17 protein-coding genes and 1 pseudogene are annotated in these 18,251 nt (G+C 70.0%); 5 read left to right on the forward strand and 13 right to left on the reverse strand.

From position 1 onward, the window contains the following. Nucleotides 1-2 precede the first annotated feature (2 nt). Nucleotides 3-1,217, reverse strand: coding sequence for a pentapeptide repeat-containing protein (locus tag GC203_RS05920; RefSeq protein ID WP_293452357.1), 1,215 nt, complete (start codon nt 1,215-1,217; stop codon nt 3-5). Nucleotides 1,218-1,327: 110 nt separating this feature from the next. After that, entirely contained in the window at nt 1,328-2,017 is a 690-nt protein-coding gene (locus GC203_RS05925; RefSeq protein WP_293452360.1) for a CHAP domain-containing protein, read from the reverse strand. Nucleotides 2,018-2,508: 491 nt separating this feature from the next. Between GC203_RS05925 and GC203_RS05930 the strand changes: the two genes are divergently transcribed. Then, nucleotides 2,509-3,300, forward strand: a complete 792-nt coding sequence (locus GC203_RS05930) for a TerC family protein (protein WP_293452362.1) — start codon at nt 2,509-2,511, stop codon at nt 3,298-3,300. Between the two features lie 6 nt (nt 3,301-3,306). Here GC203_RS05930 and GC203_RS05935 read toward each other — a convergent pair whose 3' ends face one another. Continuing rightward, entirely contained in the window at nt 3,307-5,511 is a 2,205-nt protein-coding gene (locus GC203_RS05935) for a primosomal protein N' (protein WP_293452364.1), read from the reverse strand. An 18-nt stretch (nt 5,512-5,529) separates the two neighbouring features. Here GC203_RS05935 and fsa point away from each other — a divergent pair, with 18 nt between their 5' ends. Genes fsa through GC203_RS05950 form a run of 3 tightly spaced genes read left to right on the forward strand, consistent with a single transcriptional unit; the run spans nt 5,530 to nt 7,793 of the window. Beyond that, on the forward strand, nt 5,530-6,183 hold the full coding sequence (gene fsa / locus GC203_RS05940) for a fructose-6-phosphate aldolase (RefSeq protein ID WP_293452367.1): 654 nt from the start codon (nt 5,530-5,532) through the stop codon (nt 6,181-6,183). A gap of 12 nt (nt 6,184-6,195) precedes the next feature. Then, complete coding sequence (locus tag GC203_RS05945) at nt 6,196-6,882, forward strand: DUF484 family protein (RefSeq protein WP_293452370.1); 687 nt, start codon at nt 6,196-6,198, stop codon at nt 6,880-6,882. Beyond that, nucleotides 6,867-7,793 (forward strand): tyrosine recombinase XerC, encoded by a 927-nt coding sequence (locus tag GC203_RS05950; protein ID WP_293452373.1) that lies wholly within the window; start codon nt 6,867-6,869, stop codon nt 7,791-7,793. Before GC203_RS05945 ends, GC203_RS05950 begins: the two co-directional genes overlap by 16 nt. Before the next feature lie 158 nt (nt 7,794-7,951). On the opposite strand, the gene GC203_RS05955 is transcribed toward GC203_RS05950, so the two are convergent. Continuing rightward, nucleotides 7,952-8,719, reverse strand: a complete 768-nt coding sequence (locus GC203_RS05955) for an SDR family oxidoreductase (RefSeq protein WP_293452376.1) — start codon at nt 8,717-8,719, stop codon at nt 7,952-7,954. Nucleotides 8,720-8,849: 130 nt separating this feature from the next. Here GC203_RS05955 and GC203_RS05960 point away from each other — a divergent pair, with 130 nt between their 5' ends. Next, complete coding sequence (locus GC203_RS05960) at nt 8,850-9,755, forward strand: LysR family transcriptional regulator (protein ID WP_293452379.1); 906 nt, start codon at nt 8,850-8,852, stop codon at nt 9,753-9,755. Between the two features lie 27 nt (nt 9,756-9,782). On the opposite strand, the gene GC203_RS05965 is transcribed toward GC203_RS05960, so the two are convergent. From GC203_RS05965 to sucC, 9 genes and pseudogenes are all read right to left on the reverse strand, one after another. Next, nucleotides 9,783-10,025, reverse strand: a complete 243-nt coding sequence (locus GC203_RS05965; RefSeq protein WP_293452382.1) for a hypothetical protein — start codon at nt 10,023-10,025, stop codon at nt 9,783-9,785. Continuing rightward, nucleotides 10,022-10,321 (reverse strand): hypothetical protein, encoded by a 300-nt coding sequence (locus GC203_RS05970; protein WP_293452385.1) that lies wholly within the window; start codon nt 10,319-10,321, stop codon nt 10,022-10,024. The genes GC203_RS05965 and GC203_RS05970 overlap by 4 nt, the downstream gene beginning before the upstream one ends. A gap of 102 nt (nt 10,322-10,423) precedes the next feature. Continuing rightward, nucleotides 10,424-10,876: a GNAT family N-acetyltransferase gene (locus GC203_RS05975; protein ID WP_293452388.1), complete on the reverse strand. Its 453-nt coding sequence runs from the start codon at nt 10,874-10,876 to the stop codon at nt 10,424-10,426. Further along, nucleotides 10,858-12,264 (reverse strand): dihydrolipoyl dehydrogenase, encoded by a 1,407-nt coding sequence (gene lpdA, locus GC203_RS05980; RefSeq protein ID WP_293452391.1) that lies wholly within the window; start codon nt 12,262-12,264, stop codon nt 10,858-10,860. Before lpdA ends, GC203_RS05975 begins: the two co-directional genes overlap by 19 nt. 125 nt (nt 12,265-12,389) lie before the next feature. Beyond that, nucleotides 12,390-12,779, reverse strand: coding sequence for a hypothetical protein (locus GC203_RS05985; RefSeq protein ID WP_293452393.1), 390 nt, complete (start codon nt 12,777-12,779; stop codon nt 12,390-12,392). A 122-nt stretch (nt 12,780-12,901) separates the two neighbouring features. Further along, on the reverse strand, nt 12,902-14,122 hold the full coding sequence (gene odhB / locus GC203_RS05990; protein WP_293452396.1) for a 2-oxoglutarate dehydrogenase complex dihydrolipoyllysine-residue succinyltransferase: 1,221 nt from the start codon (nt 14,120-14,122) through the stop codon (nt 12,902-12,904). A 58-nt stretch (nt 14,123-14,180) separates the two neighbouring features. Further along, the gene (locus tag GC203_RS05995; protein WP_293452398.1) at nt 14,181-17,132 is read right to left on the reverse strand and encodes a 2-oxoglutarate dehydrogenase E1 component; all 2,952 of its coding nucleotides are present in this window, start codon (nt 17,130-17,132) and stop codon (nt 14,181-14,183) included. An 83-nt stretch (nt 17,133-17,215) separates the two neighbouring features. Further along, nucleotides 17,216-18,094 (reverse strand): succinate--CoA ligase subunit alpha, encoded by an 879-nt coding sequence (gene sucD, locus GC203_RS06000; RefSeq protein WP_293452400.1) that lies wholly within the window; start codon nt 18,092-18,094, stop codon nt 17,216-17,218. 3 nt (nt 18,095-18,097) lie between these two features. Then, nucleotides 18,098-18,251 (reverse strand): annotated as a pseudogene (gene sucC / locus GC203_RS06005) (succinate--CoA ligase subunit beta); the annotation flags it as partial.

Raw genomic sequence — 18,251 nt, forward strand, 5'->3', positions numbered from 1 at the left:
GCTCAGGTCTCGAGTTCGGCCCCGGAGAGGTCGCAGCCGGCGACGCGCGCGCCGTCCATCTCGGCGTCGAGGAAACGGGCGCGCACGGCATGCGCGCCCCGCAGGTCGGCCCCGCGCAGCGAGGCGCGCGAGAAGTCGGTGCGCACGAAGCGGGCGTCGCCGATGGCCAGCGGCCCCATCTTCGCGCCGCGCAGGTCGGCGCGGGCGAGCTGGGCGTCGATGAACCGGGCCCCCCGCAGGTCGGCCTCGCGCAGGTTGGCGCCGCGGAAGTCGCAGCCGGAGAGGTCCGCGCCCTGGAGCTGGACGCCCTCGAGGTCCATGCCGAAGAAGATCGAGCGCGGCGCCACGAGGCCCGAGAGCCGCCGGCGCTTCAGGCTTCGCATGGGCCGGAAGTCGACCTGGTTCATCTTCATCACCGCGCCGCTGCGGCCGTTGGTGTCGCAATAGGCTTCGTGCTCGGAGAGCACCTCGCTCAGCGACTTGTCGTCGATGTAGAAGATCGGCGGCGGCGCGCGCAGCACGTCGGTCAGGTCGGCGTCGTCCAGCCGCGCCTGGGCCAGGTTCACGCCGTTGAGCACCGCGCGCTTCATGGAGGCGCCCGACAGGTCCGCGCCGCCCAGGTCCGCCCCGGTCAGGTCGGCGCCGTCGAGCACGGCGCGCATCAGCTTCGCGCCCGTCAGCACGGCCCCCGCCAGGTTGGCGTCGGTGAAGTCGCTGGTCATGGCGACGGCGCCGCTCATCTGGGCGCCCGCGAGGTTCGCGCCCGCCAGGACGGCGTAGTTGAGTTCGCCCGGACGGTGCTCGTGGCGCAGGATCCGGAAACCGTCCAGCTTGTCCTGGAGGGCGATGCGCCCCTCGCGAAGGTCGCAGCCCGCCAGCTCGGCCCCCGCCAGGTTCGCGCCCCGCATGCAGGCGCCGCGCAGGTCGGCCCGTTTGAGGTTCACGTGCCGCATGTCGGCTTCGCGCAGGTCCGCGCCGAACAGGATCGCCCGCGACAGGTTCGACCGGGCGAGCGTGGAGCCCGACAGCTTGGCCCCGGTCAGGTCGGCGTCGCGCAGGTCGACGCCTTCGAGCGAGCAGTTCGCCAGGTCGGCGTAGGTCAGGTTGAGCCGCCGCCCGCCGGCGCGGCCAGCGAGGTAACGCTGGTGGGCGTCGAGCGCTTCCCGGAGGGTCTGGGCGTCGACCGCCAGATGGTGCTGTTGCGGCAATGATGACATGGCGGACTTCGCGTTCACCATGCCGTGCGGCCTTTAAGGATGAGTTGCACGACAGCCTTAAGGCTTCGTGATTTCAACCCAGGCGAGCGCCCTGCAACCGAAGCGCGACGCTAGTCGGTGGGCGGAGCCGGCGGCGTGCTGTCGCCGCGGGTGGCGGCGGCGATCAGGGCGGCGATGCGGTCGGTGGAGTCGGCGGCCTGCGACAGGACGCTCATCGGGCCCTGGCCGGGCCGCACCGCGCTGGCCACCTGGGTGGCGGCCGACTGGGCCACCGCGATGGCGCCGTTCTGGAGGGCCGAGAGCCCGGAGGCGGCCATGATCCGCGCCGAAGCGTCGGGATAAATGAAGCCGTGGGTGGCGTAGGTGGAGCCGCCGAGGTCGTGGTTCGGATCGTACCAGACCTTGACCTCGCTCCAGTCGCCTGCGGGCGACACGTCGATGACGGTGACGTCCTTCTCGATCTTGCCGCGCGAGCCGTCGATCGGCGACCAGTTGGCGTGGGTGATCTGTACGACCCGGTCGGTGAGCACCTGGGTCACCACCGCCACATGGCCCAGCCGCATGCGCTGGGTGGGCTTGAAGCAGAGCACCGCGCCGGCCTTGGGCAGGAAGCCGGTCTCGTAGCGGCCCGAGGCCTGGCGCCACCACGTCCAGGCGTCGCCGAAGATCTGGATGCCCGAGATCAGCCGGGCGAAGGGCACGCACTGCCAGTAGGTTTCGGCGGTCGCGCCGGCCGGCGCGAAAGCCAACACGGCCATGGCGGCCAGGGATCCCAGAAGGGTCCGCGTCCGTTTCGGCATGTTGTGGGTCACTCCCCGACGTTCCCGGGCAAAGGGGTAGCGTTATCCGCGTTGAGTGAAAAGAGGGTTTACGCGCGGCGGCGCCGTGTCGCGCGCCGCTTATCCACAGGACGTCTCAGGCATGGCGAGGCGGAAAAGTGGCGAGCCAAGGTCGAAGTTTGTAATAAACTTGACGAAACGTCTGTTTGAAAGAGCCTCTAGGGAAAAGATTCCCACACGTTCCCGTATTTGAGCTGAAGAGAGGCCCGTCGGAAACCATGCTTTAACGAGTTGTAGTCTTTCCGAACCCCCGCATCACGCCTCTGCAACAACCCGAAACAAGACCTCGCGCCGAGAGTCGCCCGGCGTGCCGAGTTTCGCGCCTGAGGAGAATTTTCGATTCACAGGACTTCGCAGCCGGGGCGCCGGCGCCTGAAAAAGCGGCGCCGATTCCGAATGGCGGGTGACCGGAAACCCGCTAGATAGCGGTGGGGGCGTAATCGGAGACCCGCATGGATATCGCCGCGCTCGCGACGGATCCGGCCGCCTGGGCCGCGCTCGTGACCCTTATCGTGATGGAGGTGGTGCTCGGCATCGACAACCTCGTCTTCATCTCGATCCTGTCGAACAAGCTGCCCGCGCATCAGCGGAGCCAGGCGCGGCGGATCGGCATCTCGCTGGCGCTGATCATGCGGTTGGCGCTGCTCTCGACCCTGGCCTTCATCGTGGGCCTCACCCAGCCGGTGTTCGAGCTGCCTTGGCAGGGTCCGGCGGGCGAACACGGCGAGCCGCTCTTCGAGCTCGCCTTCTCCTGGCGCGACCTGATCCTGATCGCCGGCGGCCTGTTCCTGGTCTGGAAGGCTACGACCGAAATCCACGAGAAGGTCGACCCCGTCGAGACCGAGGGCGTCATGGACACCAAGAAGAAGGTGGTCGGAAACCTCGGCTCGGCGATCGTCCAGATCCTGTTGCTGGACCTCGTGTTCTCGATCGACTCGATCCTGACGGCGGTGGGCATGACCGAGCACCTGGCGATCATGATCACGGCCGTGGTCGTGGCCGTGGGCGTCATGATGCTGGCGGCCGACCCGCTCGCCGAGTTCATCAACAAGAACCCGACGGTGGTGATGCTGGCGCTGGGCTTCCTGCTGATGATCGGCGCGGTGCTGATCGCCGACGGCTTCGGCGTCCACGTGCCCAAGGGCTACATCTACGCCGCCATGGCGTTCTCGGCCGGGGTCGAGACCCTCAACATGCTGGCGCGGCGCAAGCGGCCGTCCGTCGAGGACAAGATCCTCCACTAGCCGGAACTAGAGGAAGCTGTAGGGGTCGATGTCGATGGTCACGCGGATCGCGCCGCGCGGCCGCACCCGGGCGCGCCAGGCCGCCATATAGGCCGAGAGGTCCACCGTGCGCTCGGCGCGCACCAGGAAGCGCTTGCGCCGCCGGCCGCGCACCAGGCCCAGCGGCGCGTCGGCCGGCCCGTAGACCTCGACGCCCGGCGTGTTCGGCGCGGCCTCGGCCATCTCGCGGACGAAGGCGTCGAGGCTCGCCGCGTCCGGGCCGGAGACGATCACCGCGGCCAGCCGGCCGAACGGCGGCAGGCCGGCCAACTCCCGCTCGGCCATCTCGGCGGCGACGAAGGCGTCGCGGTCCTGGGCCTTCAGGGCCTGCATCACGGCATGGTCGGGGGCGTAGGTCTGCAGCAGGGCCCGGCCCGGCCGTTCGTGGCGGCCAGCGCGGCCGGTGGCCTGGGCCAGCAGTTGATAGGTGCGCTCGGCGGCCCGCAGGTCGCCGCCACGCAGCCCGAGGTCGGCGTCCACCACGCCCACGAGGGTGAGGTTGGGGAAGTTGTGGCCCTTGGCCGCCGCCTGGGTGGCCACCAGGATGTCGATCTCGCCCGCCGCCATGGCCGCCACCAGCCGCCGCGCCTCGCGGGCGTCGGGCACGGTGTCGGAGGAGAAGACGGCGATGCGGGCGTCGGGGAACAGCGCGCGGGCCTCCTCCTCCACCCGCTCCACGCCCGGGCCGATCGAGACCAGGCTGTCCTTCGCGCCGCAGTGGGGGCAGGCGGCGGGCCGGGGCATGGAGAAGCCGGTGAGGTGGCAAACCAGCCGGCCGGTGTAGCGGTGCTCGACCAGCCAGGAGTCGGTGTCGGGCGCGGTCATCCGCTCGCCGCAGGCCTTGCAGAGCACCAGCGGCGCATAGCCCCGGCGGTTGAGGAACAGCAGCACCTGTTCGCCGCGGCCGAGGGTCTCCGCCATGGCCTGGATCAGCGGCCTCGAGAGCCAGCGGCCGGCCTCGGGCGGCGTCTCGCGCAGGTCGACCAGCTCGATCTGCGGCAACTCGGCGGCGCCGTGCCGGCCGGCCAGCCGCAGCCAGCGGTAGCGGCCCGTCTCGGCGTTGCGCAGGGTCTCCAGCGATGGCGTGGCGGAGGCCAGGACCACCAGGGCGTCTTCGATCTTGCCGCGCGCCACGGCCAGGTCGCGGGCGTGGTAGACGAAGCCGTCCTCCTGCTTGAACGAGCTGTCGTGCTCCTCGTCGACGACGATCAGCGCCAGCTTGCGGAAGGGCAGGAAGAGCGCCGAGCGCGCGCCCACGACGATGCGGCAGTCGCCGGAGGCGACGCCCTCCCAAACCCGCCGCCGCCCCGGCGGGGCCACGTCGGAGTGCCATTCCCCGGGATCGGCGCCGAAGCGGGCCGCTACGCGGGCGATCACGGCCTGGGTGAGCGCGATCTCGGGCAGGAGAATGAGCACCTGGGCGGCCGGGTCGGCGGCCAGCGCCTCGGCGGCGGCTTCCAGATAGACCTCGGTCTTGCCCGACCCGGTCACCCCGTCGAGCAGGGCGACGCTGTAGCCGCCCTCGCGGACCATGCCCTTCAAGGCTTCGGCCGCCGCATTCTGGCTCGGATTGAGCGCGGCGCCGGGCCGGGCCGGATCGGGCGGGGCGAAGCCTGTGTCCGGGACGACCATCTCCACGCCGAGCACGCCTTCGTCCACGAGGCCCTTCACCACGCTCGCCGAGACGCCGGCGGCGCGGGCGAGGTCGGCCGGCGCCATCGCGCCCGCCGCCGCCGCGGTCAGCACGCGCTCGCGGGCCGGGGTGGCGCGGGCCGGCCGCGCGCCCGTGGCGCGGACCAAGCGTTGGGGTCTGGGCTTCGGCGCGCGCGCCCCGCGCAGCGCGATCGCCAGCGGTTGGCCCGGGGCGTCGACGGCGTAGCGGGCGGCCCATTCCACGAAGGCGAGGACGCCGGGCGGCAGGCGCGGATCGTCCAGTCGCTCGGCGACTGGCTTCAGCGGGCGGTTGCCGCCCGTGGCGTCGCGCAGGCCCGTGACCACCCCGCGCATCAGCCTAGGGCCCAGCGGCACGGCCACTTGATCGCCGGGTTCCAGGCCCATGCCTTCCGGCTCGGCGTAGTCGAACGCCTCGGGCAGCGGCATGGGAATCAGGACGGAGGCGATGCGGCTCATGTTTGCGCTTCTGGCCTTCGCAGCTACAAGGCCCGCGAACAAGCCCCGGGATTTCCACGTATGCAGCTCTTCCTCGACACCACCGACACCGCCGTCCTCAAGGACCTTGCCGCCACGGGCCTCGTGGACGGAGTCACCACCAATCCATCGCTGATCGCCAAGTCCGGACGCGGCATGCTGGAGGTGATCGCCGAAATCTGCGGCATCGTCGACGGCCCGGTCAGCGCCGAAGTGGCGGCGATGGACACCGCCGGCATGCTGGCCGAAGGCCGCAAGCTGGCCGGCGTCGCGTCCAATGTGGTGGTGAAGGTTCCGCTGACCCGCGAGGGCCTGATCGCCACCGCCGAGTTCGCCGCCGAGGGCATCCAGACCAACGTGACCCTGTGCTTTTCCGCCGCCCAGGCCCTGCTCGCGGCCAAGGCGGGCGCAAGTTACATCAGCCCCTTCATCGGCCGCCTCGACGATCACGGCGCCGAGGGGATGGACCTGATCAACGAGATCCGCGCCATATACGACAACTACGGCTACGATACCGAGATCCTGGCGGCGTCGATCCGCACGCCGGGCCACGTGAAGGAAGCCGCCCTAGCCGGCGCCGACTGCGCGACCATTCCGCCTGACGTCTTCCAGGCGCTTTTCAAGCATCCGTTAACCGAACGCGGGCTCCAACAGTTCATGGCCGACTGGGCCAAGACGGGTCAGTCGATTCTGTAGGAGCGTGCGGACATGGACGGGTCGCAGGGGGATATGTTCGAGGCCGCCCCGCTGGAGCCCGCCGCCGTCCGCCGGTTCCTGGCCGACAACCCCGACTTCCTGCGCAACGACGAGGGCCTGCTGGCAGAGCTGGGCCTGAAGGTCCGCGCCGACAATGTGGTGGAGTTCGCGCCCGCCGCCATGGCCCGCGTCCACGCCGCCCACCAGCGCGAGGCCGAGCAGCGCCAGATGCTGGAGACCACGGCGCGCGCCAACTTCGCCGCCCAGGCCCAGACGCACGGCGCCGTCGTCGATCTGCTGGACGCGCGGAACAACTCCGACCTCGCCCGCCGGGTCGACGAACTGGCGCGCACGCGCTTCGGGTTGGCCGCCGGGGTGATCGCGCTGGAATGCGAGGGTCTGCCCCCGGCGGGCTGGAAGGCCCTCGTCGAAGGCCAGGTCGACCTCATCCTGGGCGGGCCGCAGCGCATGGCGCGGATGGGCCAGGTCCCGACCGCCCTGGGCCTCTTCGGCCCGGACGCCGGATCGGTCGCCTCGATGGCGATGGTGCGCATGGCGATCTGGGAGCCTTCGCGCCAGGGGATCCTCGCCTTCGGCTCGGCTGATCCGGAGGGCTTCACCCCCGACATGGGCAGCGAGCTGGTCGCCTTCCTCGCCCGGGTCACCGAGCGGACGGCCGAGCGATGGCCGCTGCTCTGAGCGCCGAACAGGCGCGCGCCGCCTGGCTGGAGCACCTGGCGCACGAGCGCCGCGCCTCGCCGCGCACGCTGGAGGCCTACGGCTTCGCCACGGCCCGCTACATCGCCTTCCTGAGCGGGCATCGCGGCGAGACGATCACCGTGAAGGGCCTGACCGAGGTCACCGCCGGCGAGGTCCGCGCCTGGCTGGCGCACCTGCGCTCGGGCGACCGGCCGCTGTCGCCGCGTTCGCTTAGCCAGGCTCTGTCGGCGATCCGCACCTTCCACCGCTTCCTGGACCGGCGGCTGGATGCGCCCAACCCCGCCATCGCCCTCGTCCGCGGGCCGCGCGTGAAGCCGGGCGCGCCACGGCCGATCAGCGAGGACCAGGCCAGCGGCCTGCTGGCCGAACCCGGCCTGGTCCCCGACCGCGAGGACTGGGAGGCGGCTCGCGACCAGGCCGTCCTGACCTTGCTCTACGGCTGCGGCCTGCGGATCTCCGAGGCCCTGTCGCTGAAGCGGTCCGACGCCCCGCTGCCCGACCAGCTGCGCATCACCGGCAAGGGCGGCAAGACGCGGATGGTGCCGGTGCTCCCGGCGGTGCGTGCGGCGGTGGAGGCCTATCTGGCCGAGACGCCCTTCGCGCCGGCGCCCCACGAGCCGCTGTTCCGGGCCAAGCGGGGCGGCCCCCTGAGCCCCCGCCACGTGCAGGCGACCGTCCAGCAGCTGCGGGGGCGGCTGGGACTCCCCGCCAGCGCGACGCCGCACGCGCTGCGCCACTCGTTCGCGACGCACCTGCTGGGCGCGGGGGCCGATCTGCGCTCGATCCAGGAACTGCTGGGCCACGCCTCGCTGTCGACGACCCAGCGCTATGCGGAGGTCGACGCCGCCGCCCTGCTCAGCGCCTATTCGGCGGCCCACCCACGCGCCTAGAGCCTTCCCGGATCAGGTGGGATCACCTGATCCGGGAAGGCTCCATCTTCAAGCATATGGAGCCCGTCCGGGCGGGTGAACCGGTATCCACTTCACCCTGACGGGCTCTGAAGGCCGGCCCTCGCGGGCCGGCCTTCGCTGCAGTCGTGGTTTCGCGATCAGGTGCGGGTGATCGAGAGCCCGCCGTCCACGAGGTGGGCCGTGCCGCTGACGAACGAGGAGTCGTCGGAGGCCAGGTAGAGCGCCGAGCGCGCCAGTTCGTCGGGCCGGCCGACCCGCTTCAGGGCGTGCAGGCCGGTGATGAAGGCCTGGGACTCGGCCGTGCTGTTGACGTCCCGGTACATGTCGGTGTCGACGCCGCCCGGCAGGATCGCGTTGACCCGCACCCCTTGGGCGCCGAACTCGGACGCTAGGGTCTGGGTCAGGCCGATCAGCCCCGCCTTGCTGGCGGCGTAGCCGGCCATGCCGGGGAAGCTCGCGGTGTGGCCCACGAAGGTGGAGGTGAAGATCACCGAGCCGCCGCCGTTCTTCAGCATCTGGGCGATCTGGTGCTTGGCGCCCAGGAACGAGCCCACGAGATTGACCTGCACCGCCTGGGAGAAGCCCGCTTCGCTCACCTCGGTGGAGGGGCCGGTCTCGCCGGTGACGCCGGCGTTGTTGAACGCCACGTCAAGCCGGCCGAAGCGCTCCACCGCCAACGCGACGAGGCCCTTGGCGTAGTCCTCCGACTGCACGTCGCCGGCCAGGGCCGCGGCCTCGCCGCCCGCGGCCGCGATCTCGGCGACCAACGCGTCCAACTCGGCCTGGCGGCGCGCGCCGATCACCACCTTGGCGCCCTCGCGGGCGAACAGCAGCGCCGCGGCGCGGCCGATGCCCGAGCTCGCGCCGGTGACGATGGCGACCTTGTTCTGCAGACGACCCGACATTCTGAAATCTCCTTCGGTTTGCCGCGGGCGCCCGTCGCGTCCGCCATGACCGGGAAGATGATCCTCAGAATTCCTGGGATCGATGGCCTCGACCTGCTAGGTTCATTGCGTATTCCTGAATGGTGGGGCGATGGATCGGCTGCGCGCCTACGAGATGTTCGCGGCGGTGGCCGGGAAGGGCAGCTTCGTCCGGGCCGCCGAGAGCCTCGACACCTCGCCGGCCAACGTCACCCGCTATGTGCAGGAGCTGGAGGCGCACCTCGGCGCGCGGCTTCTCAATCGCACGTCCCGCCGCCTTTCGCTGACCGAGGCCGGCCAGGCCCTGCACGAACGGGTGCGCGCGATCCTCGACGAGGTCTCGGAGGCCGAGGCCCTGGCGTCGTCGTCGACGCTTTCACCCCGCGGACGGCTTCGGATCAACGCGCCGCTCAGCTTCGGCTACCGCCGGCTGTCCGACCTGTGGCCGCAGTTCCTGGCCCGCTATCCGGAAATCGAGCTGGAGGTCGACCTGATCGACCGGGTCGTCGACCTGGTGGAGGAGGGCTACGACCTCGCCATCCGCATCTCGCGCCGCGGGTCCCAGGCGCTTGTCGGCCGCCGGCTGGCGACGTCGCGCAACGTCGTCTGCGCCGCGCCCGACTACATCGAGCGCCATGGCCTGCCGCGGACGCCGCAGGACCTCGCCCGTCATGCCTGCATCGTCTACTCGCTCGCCGCCGAGTCCGACGTCTGGAACCTGGAGGACGACGCCGGCGCCGCGCACGCCGTAAAGGTCCGCGCGGTTATGCGCTCGAACAACGGCGACACCTGCCGGGCCGCGGCGGTCGCGGGCTTGGGCGTGACCTGGCAGCCGACCTTCCTCGTGGGCGACGACCTCCGCGAGGGCCGGCTGGTCCCGGTCCTGCCGGGCTTCCGGATGATCGAGATCGACGTGCTGGCGGTCTATCCCAGCCGGCGGCACCTGTCGGCCAAGGTGCGGGTGATGGTGGATTTCCTTGCCGAGGCGTTCCACGGCGCGCCGCCCTGGGAGGCGTAGGCGACCCTGCGCCGCGTGGCTGGGGCCTCAAGCCGTCTGCGTGTCGGCGACCTTGCCGTCCCTGGTGAGGTAGCAGGGCCGGCCCTTTCGATCGAGCGGCCGCATTGGCACGCGGCTGCCGGTGACGAAGATCTTCTCCGGCCGGGACGGTTCCTCGGGGTCGGCCACGAGATAGGGCGCCGGCCGGCAGCGAACCGATGACACGGGGGCGTCGGCCTGGGTGAACGGCGCCGCGATGGCGGTGGCGGCGAAGGCGGCGATGAGGCTCATTTCCGGGCGCTCGGCGCGCCGGGCGACGTTCCGACGAGGCAAGCCTCGGCGGGCGGCAGGTCGATCAACGCCCGCGCCCGCGCGTTGGCCCGGTCCTGCTCGCGGAACAGCAGCGCCGGCTCGAAGCCGGTCTGGATCCGCGCGGCGGCCCTGCAGCGGGACGGCGCGCGCACGAACCCCGGACGCGCTTCGTCGAGATAGAGCTGCGCGATGGGCGGCGGCGCTTCGGCCGTCGCGGAAAGGAGATCGGCGGGCGAGGTGTTCGCCATGGCGGCGACGGCAAGCAATGCGAGCATGGCGGCCTCCCTTCCCCTTGGAGAGTGGAGGCTGCCACCGCGGCGTGCGGCCGCCAAATTAAGGATCGGTCAGGAAGGCGACGTCCCGGCCCCGACAGGCGCCTAGGCCGGGCCCAGGTCGCGAATGAAGCGCAGCCAGGCGACGCCGCCATCCTCGCCGGCTTCCACGCAGCGGAAGCCCTCGCGGACGTAGAAGGCCTGGGCCCTGCGGTTGGCCGTCTGGCACTTCAGCGAGATCGGCCCGTCGACGGTCTCGGCGACGTGGTCCAGCAGCGCCTTGCCGATGCCGCGGCCCCGCTCGGCCACATAGAGCGAATGCAGGAAGTTCTGCGGCGCGAAGAGCGCGGCGAGCCCCACGATCCGGCCCCCATCCAGCGCCACATAGACCTCCTCCTCGGCGGCGGCGCGCAGGAAGTCGGACTCGCGGTGCCGTTCGGGGGCGAGCCAGGTGAAGGTGTCACGCAGCACGCGCACATAGAGCCGTGCGCACTCGGCCAGCTCCTCCGGGCGGACCCGCCGGACGGTCAGGCCCGAGATCAGGCCTGCATCGTCCAACCTTCGACTCCCATGGCCGCCTGCCGCAGCGCCTCGGAGCGCGTCGGATGCGGGTGGCAGGTGCGGGCCACGTCCTCGCTCGCGGCGCGGAACGCCATGGCCACACAGTATTCGCCGATCATCTCCGAGACGCTGGGCCCGATCATGTGGACGCCCAGCACCTCGTCGGTGGCCGCATCGGCCAGCACCTTCACGAAGCCCTCGGTCTCGTGGTTGATCTTGGCGCGGCTGTTGGCGGTGAAGGGGAACTTGCCGGCCTTGTAGGCGCGGCCGGCCTCCTTCAGCTGCTCCTCGGTCTGGCCCACCCAGGCCACCTCGGGTGACGTGTAGACCACGCTCGGCACGAGGTTGTAGTCCACGTGGCCGTACTTGCCGGCGATCATCTCGATACAGGCGACGCCGTCTTCCTCGGCCTTGTGCGCCAGCATGGGGCCCAGGATCACGTCGCCGATCGCCCAGACGCCCTCGGCCGACGTGCGGAAGTGGTCGGTCGGGATGAAGCCGCGCTTGTCGGCCGCGATTCCGACGCTCTCCAGGCCCAGGTGTTCCGTAAACGGCCGCCGGCCGATCGCCACCAGCACGTAGTCGGCCTCCAGCGTCTCGGCCGCCCCGCCGGCGACGGGCTCGTAGGTCAGGTCGACGCCCTTCTTGGACGCCTTGGCGCCGGTGACCTTCATGCCCAGGCGGAACTCCATGCCTTGCTTGGCGAGCGACCGCTGGAAGGTCTTGGCGGTCTCGGCGTCCATGCCGGGGGTGATGCGGTCGAGGAACTCGACGACCGTGACCTTGGCGCCCAGCCGGCGCCAGACCGAACCCAGCTCCAGCCCGATGATGCCGGCGCCGATCACGACCAGGTGGCCGGGAACCTCGGGCAGCTCCAGCGCGCCGGTGGAATCGACGATCCGCTTCTGGTCCACCGTCACGCCCGGCAGGGGCGTGGGCTCGGAACCGGTGGCGATGACGATGTTCTTCGCGGCCAGGGTGGTGACGGCGCCGTCCGCGGTGGTCACCTCGACCTTGCCGGGGCCGGCGATCTTCCCGGCGCCCTTGATCCAGTCGACCTTGTTCTTCTTGAACAGGAACTCGATGCCCTTGGTCAGCTGGCCGACGGAATCGGCCTTCTGCTTCATCATCTGGGGCAGGTTGAGCTTGGGCGCGACCTCGATGCCCAGGGTCGCGAACTCGCCGCCCGCGGCCGCGAACAGCTCGGAGGCGTGCAGCAGCGCCTTCGAGGGCATGCAGCCGACGTTCAGGCAGGTGCCGCCCAGCGTGCCGCGCATCTCCACGCAGGCCGCCTTCAGGCCCAGCTGGCCGGCCCGGATCGCGGCGTTGTAGCCGCCGGGACCGCCGCCGATGATGACGACGTCGTAGGTGGGAGTGTCAGCCATGGTGCGCCCAAAGTCCTAAGGTGGGGGCGCAAACTAGGCCGGGGAAGCCCAAGGTCAACAGGGCTCGCCGCGGACGCGCCCCGTGCGGTCTCGCGCGCCCGCCGATGATCGCTTTGAGGGCGGTTCTAGAAGAGGTCGACGTCGCCCGAAACCGCTTGCGCGGCCAGGACCGGCGCCGGTCCGCCGAGGCCGGCGGCCATGCGTTCGGCCAGGGCGCCCAGGGTGATCTCCGACAGGGCGCTCCGCACCGTCGCCTTGGACTCCCCGGGCACTTCACGGCTCAGGTTGCGGGCGAAGGTCGCCAGGCTCGTCAGATGCTGGGCCAGCAGATCCACGCCGTGCAGGCTGTGGGTCAGCCGATTGCGTTCGGCCTCGGGCAGCTGGTCCATGACCTCGCCCACGATACGGTCCATGGTGATGCTGTGGGCGGCCGCGAGCTCGATCTCGGCGGCCAGCACCTCGAGCGTCGTCGCCACCAACGCCACTTCCCCATGTTCACCCATCGACGTGGCCATACGGTCCTCCTGCCCGAAGGAGCGTTTTGGCAGGCCCCTGCCTAATGGACGGTGAATTCTGGGAAACTGCGTTCGCCGCCAACGCCTTGCACGGTGCGGCGCAAGATCGCAGGGGCCCCGGCTCAGACGTCGAGCAGAAGCCGTTGCGGGTCCTCGATGGCTTCCTTGACGTGGACGAGGAAGGTCACCGCGCCCTGGCCATCGACGATGCGGTGGTCGTAGCTGAGGGCCAGGTACATCATCGGGCGCGCCACGATCTGGCCGCCGACCACCATCGGCCGCTCCTGGATCTTGTGCATCCCCAGGATGCCCGACTGCGGCGCGTTGAGGATCGGGGTCGACATCAGCGACCCGTAGACCCCGCCGTTCGAGATGGTGAAGGTGCCGCCCTGCAGGTCTTCGAGCGCGAGCTGGCCGTCGCGCGCCTTGCGGCCGAGCGCGCCGATCGTCTTCTCGATCTCGGCCAGACTCATGGCGTCGGCGTCGCGCACCACCGGGGTGACCAGGCCACGCTCGGTGCCGACCGCGACCGAGATGTCGTAGTGGTTCTTGTAGATGAGATCGGCGCCGTCGATCTCGGCGTTGACCTCCGGCACCTGCTTCAGGGCGTGGATGCAGGCGCGCACGAAGAAGCCCATGAAGCCCAGCTTCACGCCGTGCTTCTTCTCGAAGACGTCCTTGTACTGGTTGCGCAGCGCCATCACGGCCGACATGTCCACCTCGTTGAAGGTGGTCAGCATGGCCGCGGCGTTCTGGGCCTCCTTCAGCCGCCGCGCGATGGTCTGGCGAAGGCGGGTCATGCGCACGCGCTCTTCGCGCTCGTGCACTTCGCGCGGCGCGGAGGGGGTCGGCGCGGGCGCCGGCGCCTTGGCGCGGGCCTCCAGGGCCGCGAGGGCGTCGCCCTTGGTCACGCGGCCGTCCTTGCCGGTGCCCGAGATGGAGGCGGGGTCGAGGTTGTTTTCGGCGGCGATCCGTTGGGCCGAAGGGGCGAGCACGGGCTCGGCCGCCGGTTTGGCGGCGGGCGCCGGTTTGGGCGCCTCGGCCTTCGGCGCGGGCTTGGCTTCGGCCTTGCCGGCGCCGTTGCCCTTGGCGGGGGCGGGCGCCGCCGCGCCTTCGCTGATCTTGCCCAGCAAAGCGCCGGGCTCGACCGTCGCGCCTTCCTCGGCGGCGATCTCGGCCAGCACGCCGTCGGCGGGCGCGGCCACTTCCAGGCTCACCTTGTCGGTCTCGAGCTCCACGAGGATCTCGTCCTTGCGCACCGCGTCGCCGGCCTTCTTGGCCCAGCGGGCGACGGTCGCCTCGGTAACGGATTCGCCCAGCGCCGGGGTCATGATGTCGGCCATTTGGGGGTCGGGCTCCTTGGGGGGTCTCAGGACACAAACAGAGTTTTGAAGGGGTGGGCTAGGCGAACGCCTCGTTGAGGAACGCCTCGAGCTCCTTGAGGTGGCGGCTCATCAGGCCGGCGGCGGTGGAGGCCGAGGCCGGCCGGCCCACATAGCGGGCGCGCTTGGCCTTGATGTCCATCCGTTCCAGCGTGAGTTCCAGCCAGGGGTCGACGAACTGCCAGCCGCCCATGTTCTTGGGCTCCTCCTGGCACCAGACCAGCTCGGCGTTCCGGAACCGCTTCAGCTCGTTGGTGAGCGACTTCAGCGGCCACGGATAGAACTGCTCCAGGCGCAGGATGTAGATGTCGTCGCGGCCGGTCCGCGCGCGCTCCTCGATCAGGTCGAAGTAGACCTTGCCCGAGCAGGCGACGACGCGGGTGATCTTGTCGTCGGGCTTCAGCGTGATCCCGCCGACGTCGCAGCCGGCTTCGGCGCCGTCGATCATCACACGGTGGAAGCCCGTGCCCTCCGACATGTCGGCCAGGTTCGAGACCGCCCGCTTGTGGCGCAGCAGGCTCTTGGGCGACATCACGATCAGCGGCTTGCGGAATTCGCGCAGCAGCTGGCGGCGCAGGACGTGGAAGTAGTTGGCCGGGGTGGTGACGTTCACCACCTGCATGTTGTCCTCGGCGCAGAGCTGCAGATAGCGCTCGAGGCGCGCCGAGGAGTGCTCGGGGCCCTGGCCCTCGTAGCCGTGCGGCAGGAGCATGACCAGGCCGCTCATCCGCAGCCACTTGCGCTCGCCCGAGCTGATGAACTGGTCGACCACCACCTGGGCGCCGTTGGCGAAGTCGCCGAACTGGCCCTCCCAGAGGGTCAGGGTGTCGGGGTCGGTGAGCGAGAAGCCGTACTCGAAGCCCAGCACCGCCTCTTCCGAAAGCGCCGAGTCCAGGACCTCGAAGTGGGCCTGGTTGGGCGAGAGGTTGCGGAGCGGGAAATAGGTTTCCTCGGTCTTCTGGTCGACGATCCCGGAGTGGCGCTGGCTGAAGGTGCCGCGCACGCTGTCCTGGCCCGACAGGCGGACCGGATAGCCCTGGTCCAGCAGCGTCGCGAAGGCCAGGTGCTCGCCCGTGGCCCAGTCGATGCCTTCGCCGGCCTCGATCGCCTCGCGGCGGCCCTGGATGACGCGTTCCACCGTCCGGTGGGCGTTCACGCTCTCCGGGATCGCGGTCATCTTCCGGCCGAGGTCGAGGAGCTTCTGCTTCGGAACGCCGGTGGCGTAGCGCTCGTCGCCCGTCGCCAGCTTCACGCTCTTCCACTTGCCGTCCAGCCAGTCGGCCTTGTTGGCGTGATAGGCCTTGCCGCCTTCGAACTCGTCGTCGAGGAACTTGTCGAACTCGGCGATCCAGCCGTCGACGTCGTCCTGGGTGCAGACGCCCTCGCCGATCAGGCGCTGGGCGTAGAGGTCGCGCACCGACGGGTGGCCCTTGATCTTCGCGTACATCAGGGGCTGGGTCATCGTCGGGTCGTCGCCCTCGTTGTGACCGAACCGGCGGTAGCAGAACATGTCGATGACGATGTCCTTGCCGAACAGCTGGCGGTACTCGGTCCCCACCTTGGCGGCGAAGGTCACGGCTTCGGGATCGTCGCCGTTGACGTGGAAGATCGGCGTCTCGACCATCATCGCCACGTCGGTCGGATAGGGCGACGAGCGCGAGTTCTTGGGGCTGGTGGTGAAGCCGATCTGGTTGTTGACGACGAAGTGCATCGTCCCGCCGACGGCGTAGCCGCGCAGTCCCGACAGCGCGAAGCACTCGGCCACCACGCCCTGGCCGGCGAAGGCGGCGTCGCCGTGCAGCAGCAGCGGCAGGACGTGGCCACGCCCAGCGGTCGGATCCTCGCGCAGGGTGAAGGCCTGCTTGGCGCGGGCCTTTCCGATCACCACCGGGTTGACGATCTCCAGGTGGCTCGGGTTGGCGGTCAGCGACAGGTGAACCGAGTTGCCGTCGAACGTGCGGTCAGAGCTGGCGCCCAGATGGTATTTCACGTCGCCCGAGCCCTGGATGTCCGACGGCGTCGCCGAACCCCCCTGAAACTCGTGGAAGATCACGTGGTAGGGCTTGCCCATCACGGCGGCCAGCACGTTCAGGCGGCCCCGGTGGGGCATGCCGACGACGATGTCCTTCACCCCCATCGCGCCGCCGCGCTTGATGATCTGCTCCAGCGCCGGGACCATCGCCTCGCCGCCGTCCAGGCCGAAGCGCTTGGTGCCGGGGAAGCGGCGGTGGAGGAAGCCCTCGAAGCCCTGGGTCTCGATCAGCTTCTTCAGGATGGCGATCTTGCCTTCCTTGGTGAAGACGATCTCCTTGTCGCGGCCTTCGATGCGTTCCTGCAGCCATGCCTTCTCCCGGGGATCGGAGATGTGCATGTACTGGATGCCGATGTTGCCGCAGTAGGTGCGGCGCAGGATCTCCAGGATCTCGGTGATCGTCGCGGTCTCGAGCCCCAGGACGTAGTCGAGGAAGATCGGCCGCTCGTAGTCGGCCTCCGAGAAGCCGTAGGAGGCCGGGTCGAGTTCCGAAGCGTCGCCGGGCGTGGCCGCCAGGCCGAGCGGATCGAGGTTGGCCTTGAGGTGGCCGCGCATCCGGTAGGCCCGGATCATCATGATGGCGCGCAGCGAATCCAGGGTGGCGGCGCGGACCTCGTCGACCGAGGCCTGCGGCTTGCGCGCCTCGATGGTCTTGCCGACCTTGGCCTCGACCGCGGGCCACAGCCCGTCGATGGCCGAGAGCCATTCCGGCCGCGCGGCCGGGGTCTGGGGCTTGGTCCATGCCGGCTTGCCGGCGGCGCGCCTGACGTCGTCGGCGCGGTCGGCGAGCGAGGCGAAGAACGCCTGCCACGACGGCTCGACCGAGCCCGGGTTCGCCGCCCATTTTGCGTAGAGATCCTCCACGAACGCGGCGTTGCCGCCGTAGAGGAAAGAGGTCTCGGCCAGGATGTCGTTGATCAGGCCTGCGTCGTCCGCCATGTCCTTCGCCTTCCGGGATCAGCCCCGCGGACTTCTGGTGAAGGAGCCGAGCGCGGGCCGCCCTTGAGTCTTTCGTCTCTCACTCAGGCGTTCTTCAGAACCTCGACCAGGGTCGTTCCGAGGGCCGCCGGAGACGGTGACACGCGGATGCCCGCGGCCTCCATCGCGGCGATCTTGTCCTCGGCGCCCCCCTTGCCGCCGGAAATGATCGCGCCCGCGTGACCCATGCGCCGACCAGGCGGCGCGGTGCGTCCCGCGATGAAGCCCACCATGGGCTTCTTCTTTGGTGAATTCTTGATGAATTCGGCCGCATCTTCTTCGGCCGAACCGCCGATTTCGCCGATCATGATGATCGACTCGGTCGCATCGTCGTCCAGGAACATCCGCAGCACGTCGATGAACTCCGTGCCTTTCACCGGGTCGCCCCCGATGCCCACGGCCGTGGTCTGGCCAAGTCCCACCTGTGAGGTCTGGAACACCGCCTCATAGGTAAGCGTCCCGGAGCGGGAGACAACGCCCACCGAGCCCTGCTTGAAGATGTTTCCCGGCATGATGCCGATTTTGCAGGCGCCCGGCGTCAGAACGCCCGGGCAATTGGGCCCGATGAGGCGCGACTTCGAGCCGGAGAGCGCGCGCTTCACCTGGATCATGTCGGCCACCGGGATGCCCTCGGTGATGCAGACGATCAGCGGGACCTCGGCGTCGATGGCTTCCAGGATCGAGTCCGCGGCGAACGGCGGCGGCACGTAGATCACGCTGGCGTCGGCGCCGGTTTCCTTCACCGCCTGGCCGACCGTGTCGAACACCGGCAGGTCGAGGTGCTTGGTCCCGCCTTTGCCGGGGGTGACGCCGCCGACCATCTTCGTCCCGTAGGCGATGGCCTGCTCGGTGTGGAAGGTCCCCTGGCTGCCGGTGATGCCCTGGCAGATGACGCGGGTTTCTTTGCCGATGAGGATGGACATGTCTTACGCGGCTCCCCGCACGGCCTTGACGATCTTCTCGGCGCCGTCCGAGAGGTCGTTCGCGGCGATGACGTTCAGGCCGCTCTCGTTGATGATCTTCTTGCCGAGCTCGGCGTTGGTGCCTTCCAGCCGCACCACCAGCGGCACCTTCAGGCCC

The organism is Phenylobacterium sp. (genome assembly GCF_016124325.1).
In the GTDB taxonomy this organism is placed as follows: domain Bacteria; phylum Pseudomonadota; class Alphaproteobacteria; order Caulobacterales; family Caulobacteraceae; genus Phenylobacterium.

Bases quoted from the DNA above. Each gene is read 5' to 3' on its own strand.
- GC203_RS05920 (WP_293452357.1), bottom strand. From the start codon at position 1,217: ATGTCATCATTGCCGCAACAGCACCATCTGGCGGTCGACGCCCAGACC.
- GC203_RS05925 (WP_293452360.1), bottom strand. From the start codon at position 2,017: ATGCCGAAACGGACGCGGACCCTTCTGGGATCCCTGGCCGCCATGGCC.
- GC203_RS05930 (WP_293452362.1), top strand. From the start codon at position 2,509: ATGGATATCGCCGCGCTCGCGACGGATCCGGCCGCCTGGGCCGCGCTC.
- fsa (WP_293452367.1), top strand. From the start codon at position 5,530: ATGCAGCTCTTCCTCGACACCACCGACACCGCCGTCCTCAAGGACCTT.
- GC203_RS05945 (WP_293452370.1), top strand. From the start codon at position 6,196: ATGGACGGGTCGCAGGGGGATATGTTCGAGGCCGCCCCGCTGGAGCCC.
- GC203_RS05950 (WP_293452373.1), top strand. From the start codon at position 6,867: ATGGCCGCTGCTCTGAGCGCCGAACAGGCGCGCGCCGCCTGGCTGGAG.
- GC203_RS05955 (WP_293452376.1), bottom strand. From the start codon at position 8,719: ATGTCGGGTCGTCTGCAGAACAAGGTCGCCATCGTCACCGGCGCGAGC.
- GC203_RS05960 (WP_293452379.1), top strand. From the start codon at position 8,850: ATGGATCGGCTGCGCGCCTACGAGATGTTCGCGGCGGTGGCCGGGAAG.
- GC203_RS05965 (WP_293452382.1), bottom strand. From the start codon at position 10,025: ATGAGCCTCATCGCCGCCTTCGCCGCCACCGCCATCGCGGCGCCGTTC.
- GC203_RS05970 (WP_293452385.1), bottom strand. From the start codon at position 10,321: ATGCTCGCATTGCTTGCCGTCGCCGCCATGGCGAACACCTCGCCCGCC.
- lpdA (WP_293452391.1), bottom strand. From the start codon at position 12,264: ATGGCTGACACTCCCACCTACGACGTCGTCATCATCGGCGGCGGTCCC.
- GC203_RS05985 (WP_293452393.1), bottom strand. From the start codon at position 12,779: ATGGCCACGTCGATGGGTGAACATGGGGAAGTGGCGTTGGTGGCGACG.
- odhB (WP_293452396.1), bottom strand. From the start codon at position 14,122: ATGGCCGACATCATGACCCCGGCGCTGGGCGAATCCGTTACCGAGGCG.
- GC203_RS05995 (WP_293452398.1), bottom strand. From the start codon at position 17,132: ATGGCGGACGACGCAGGCCTGATCAACGACATCCTGGCCGAGACCTCT.
- sucD (WP_293452400.1), bottom strand. From the start codon at position 18,094: ATGTCCATCCTCATCGGCAAAGAAACCCGCGTCATCTGCCAGGGCATC.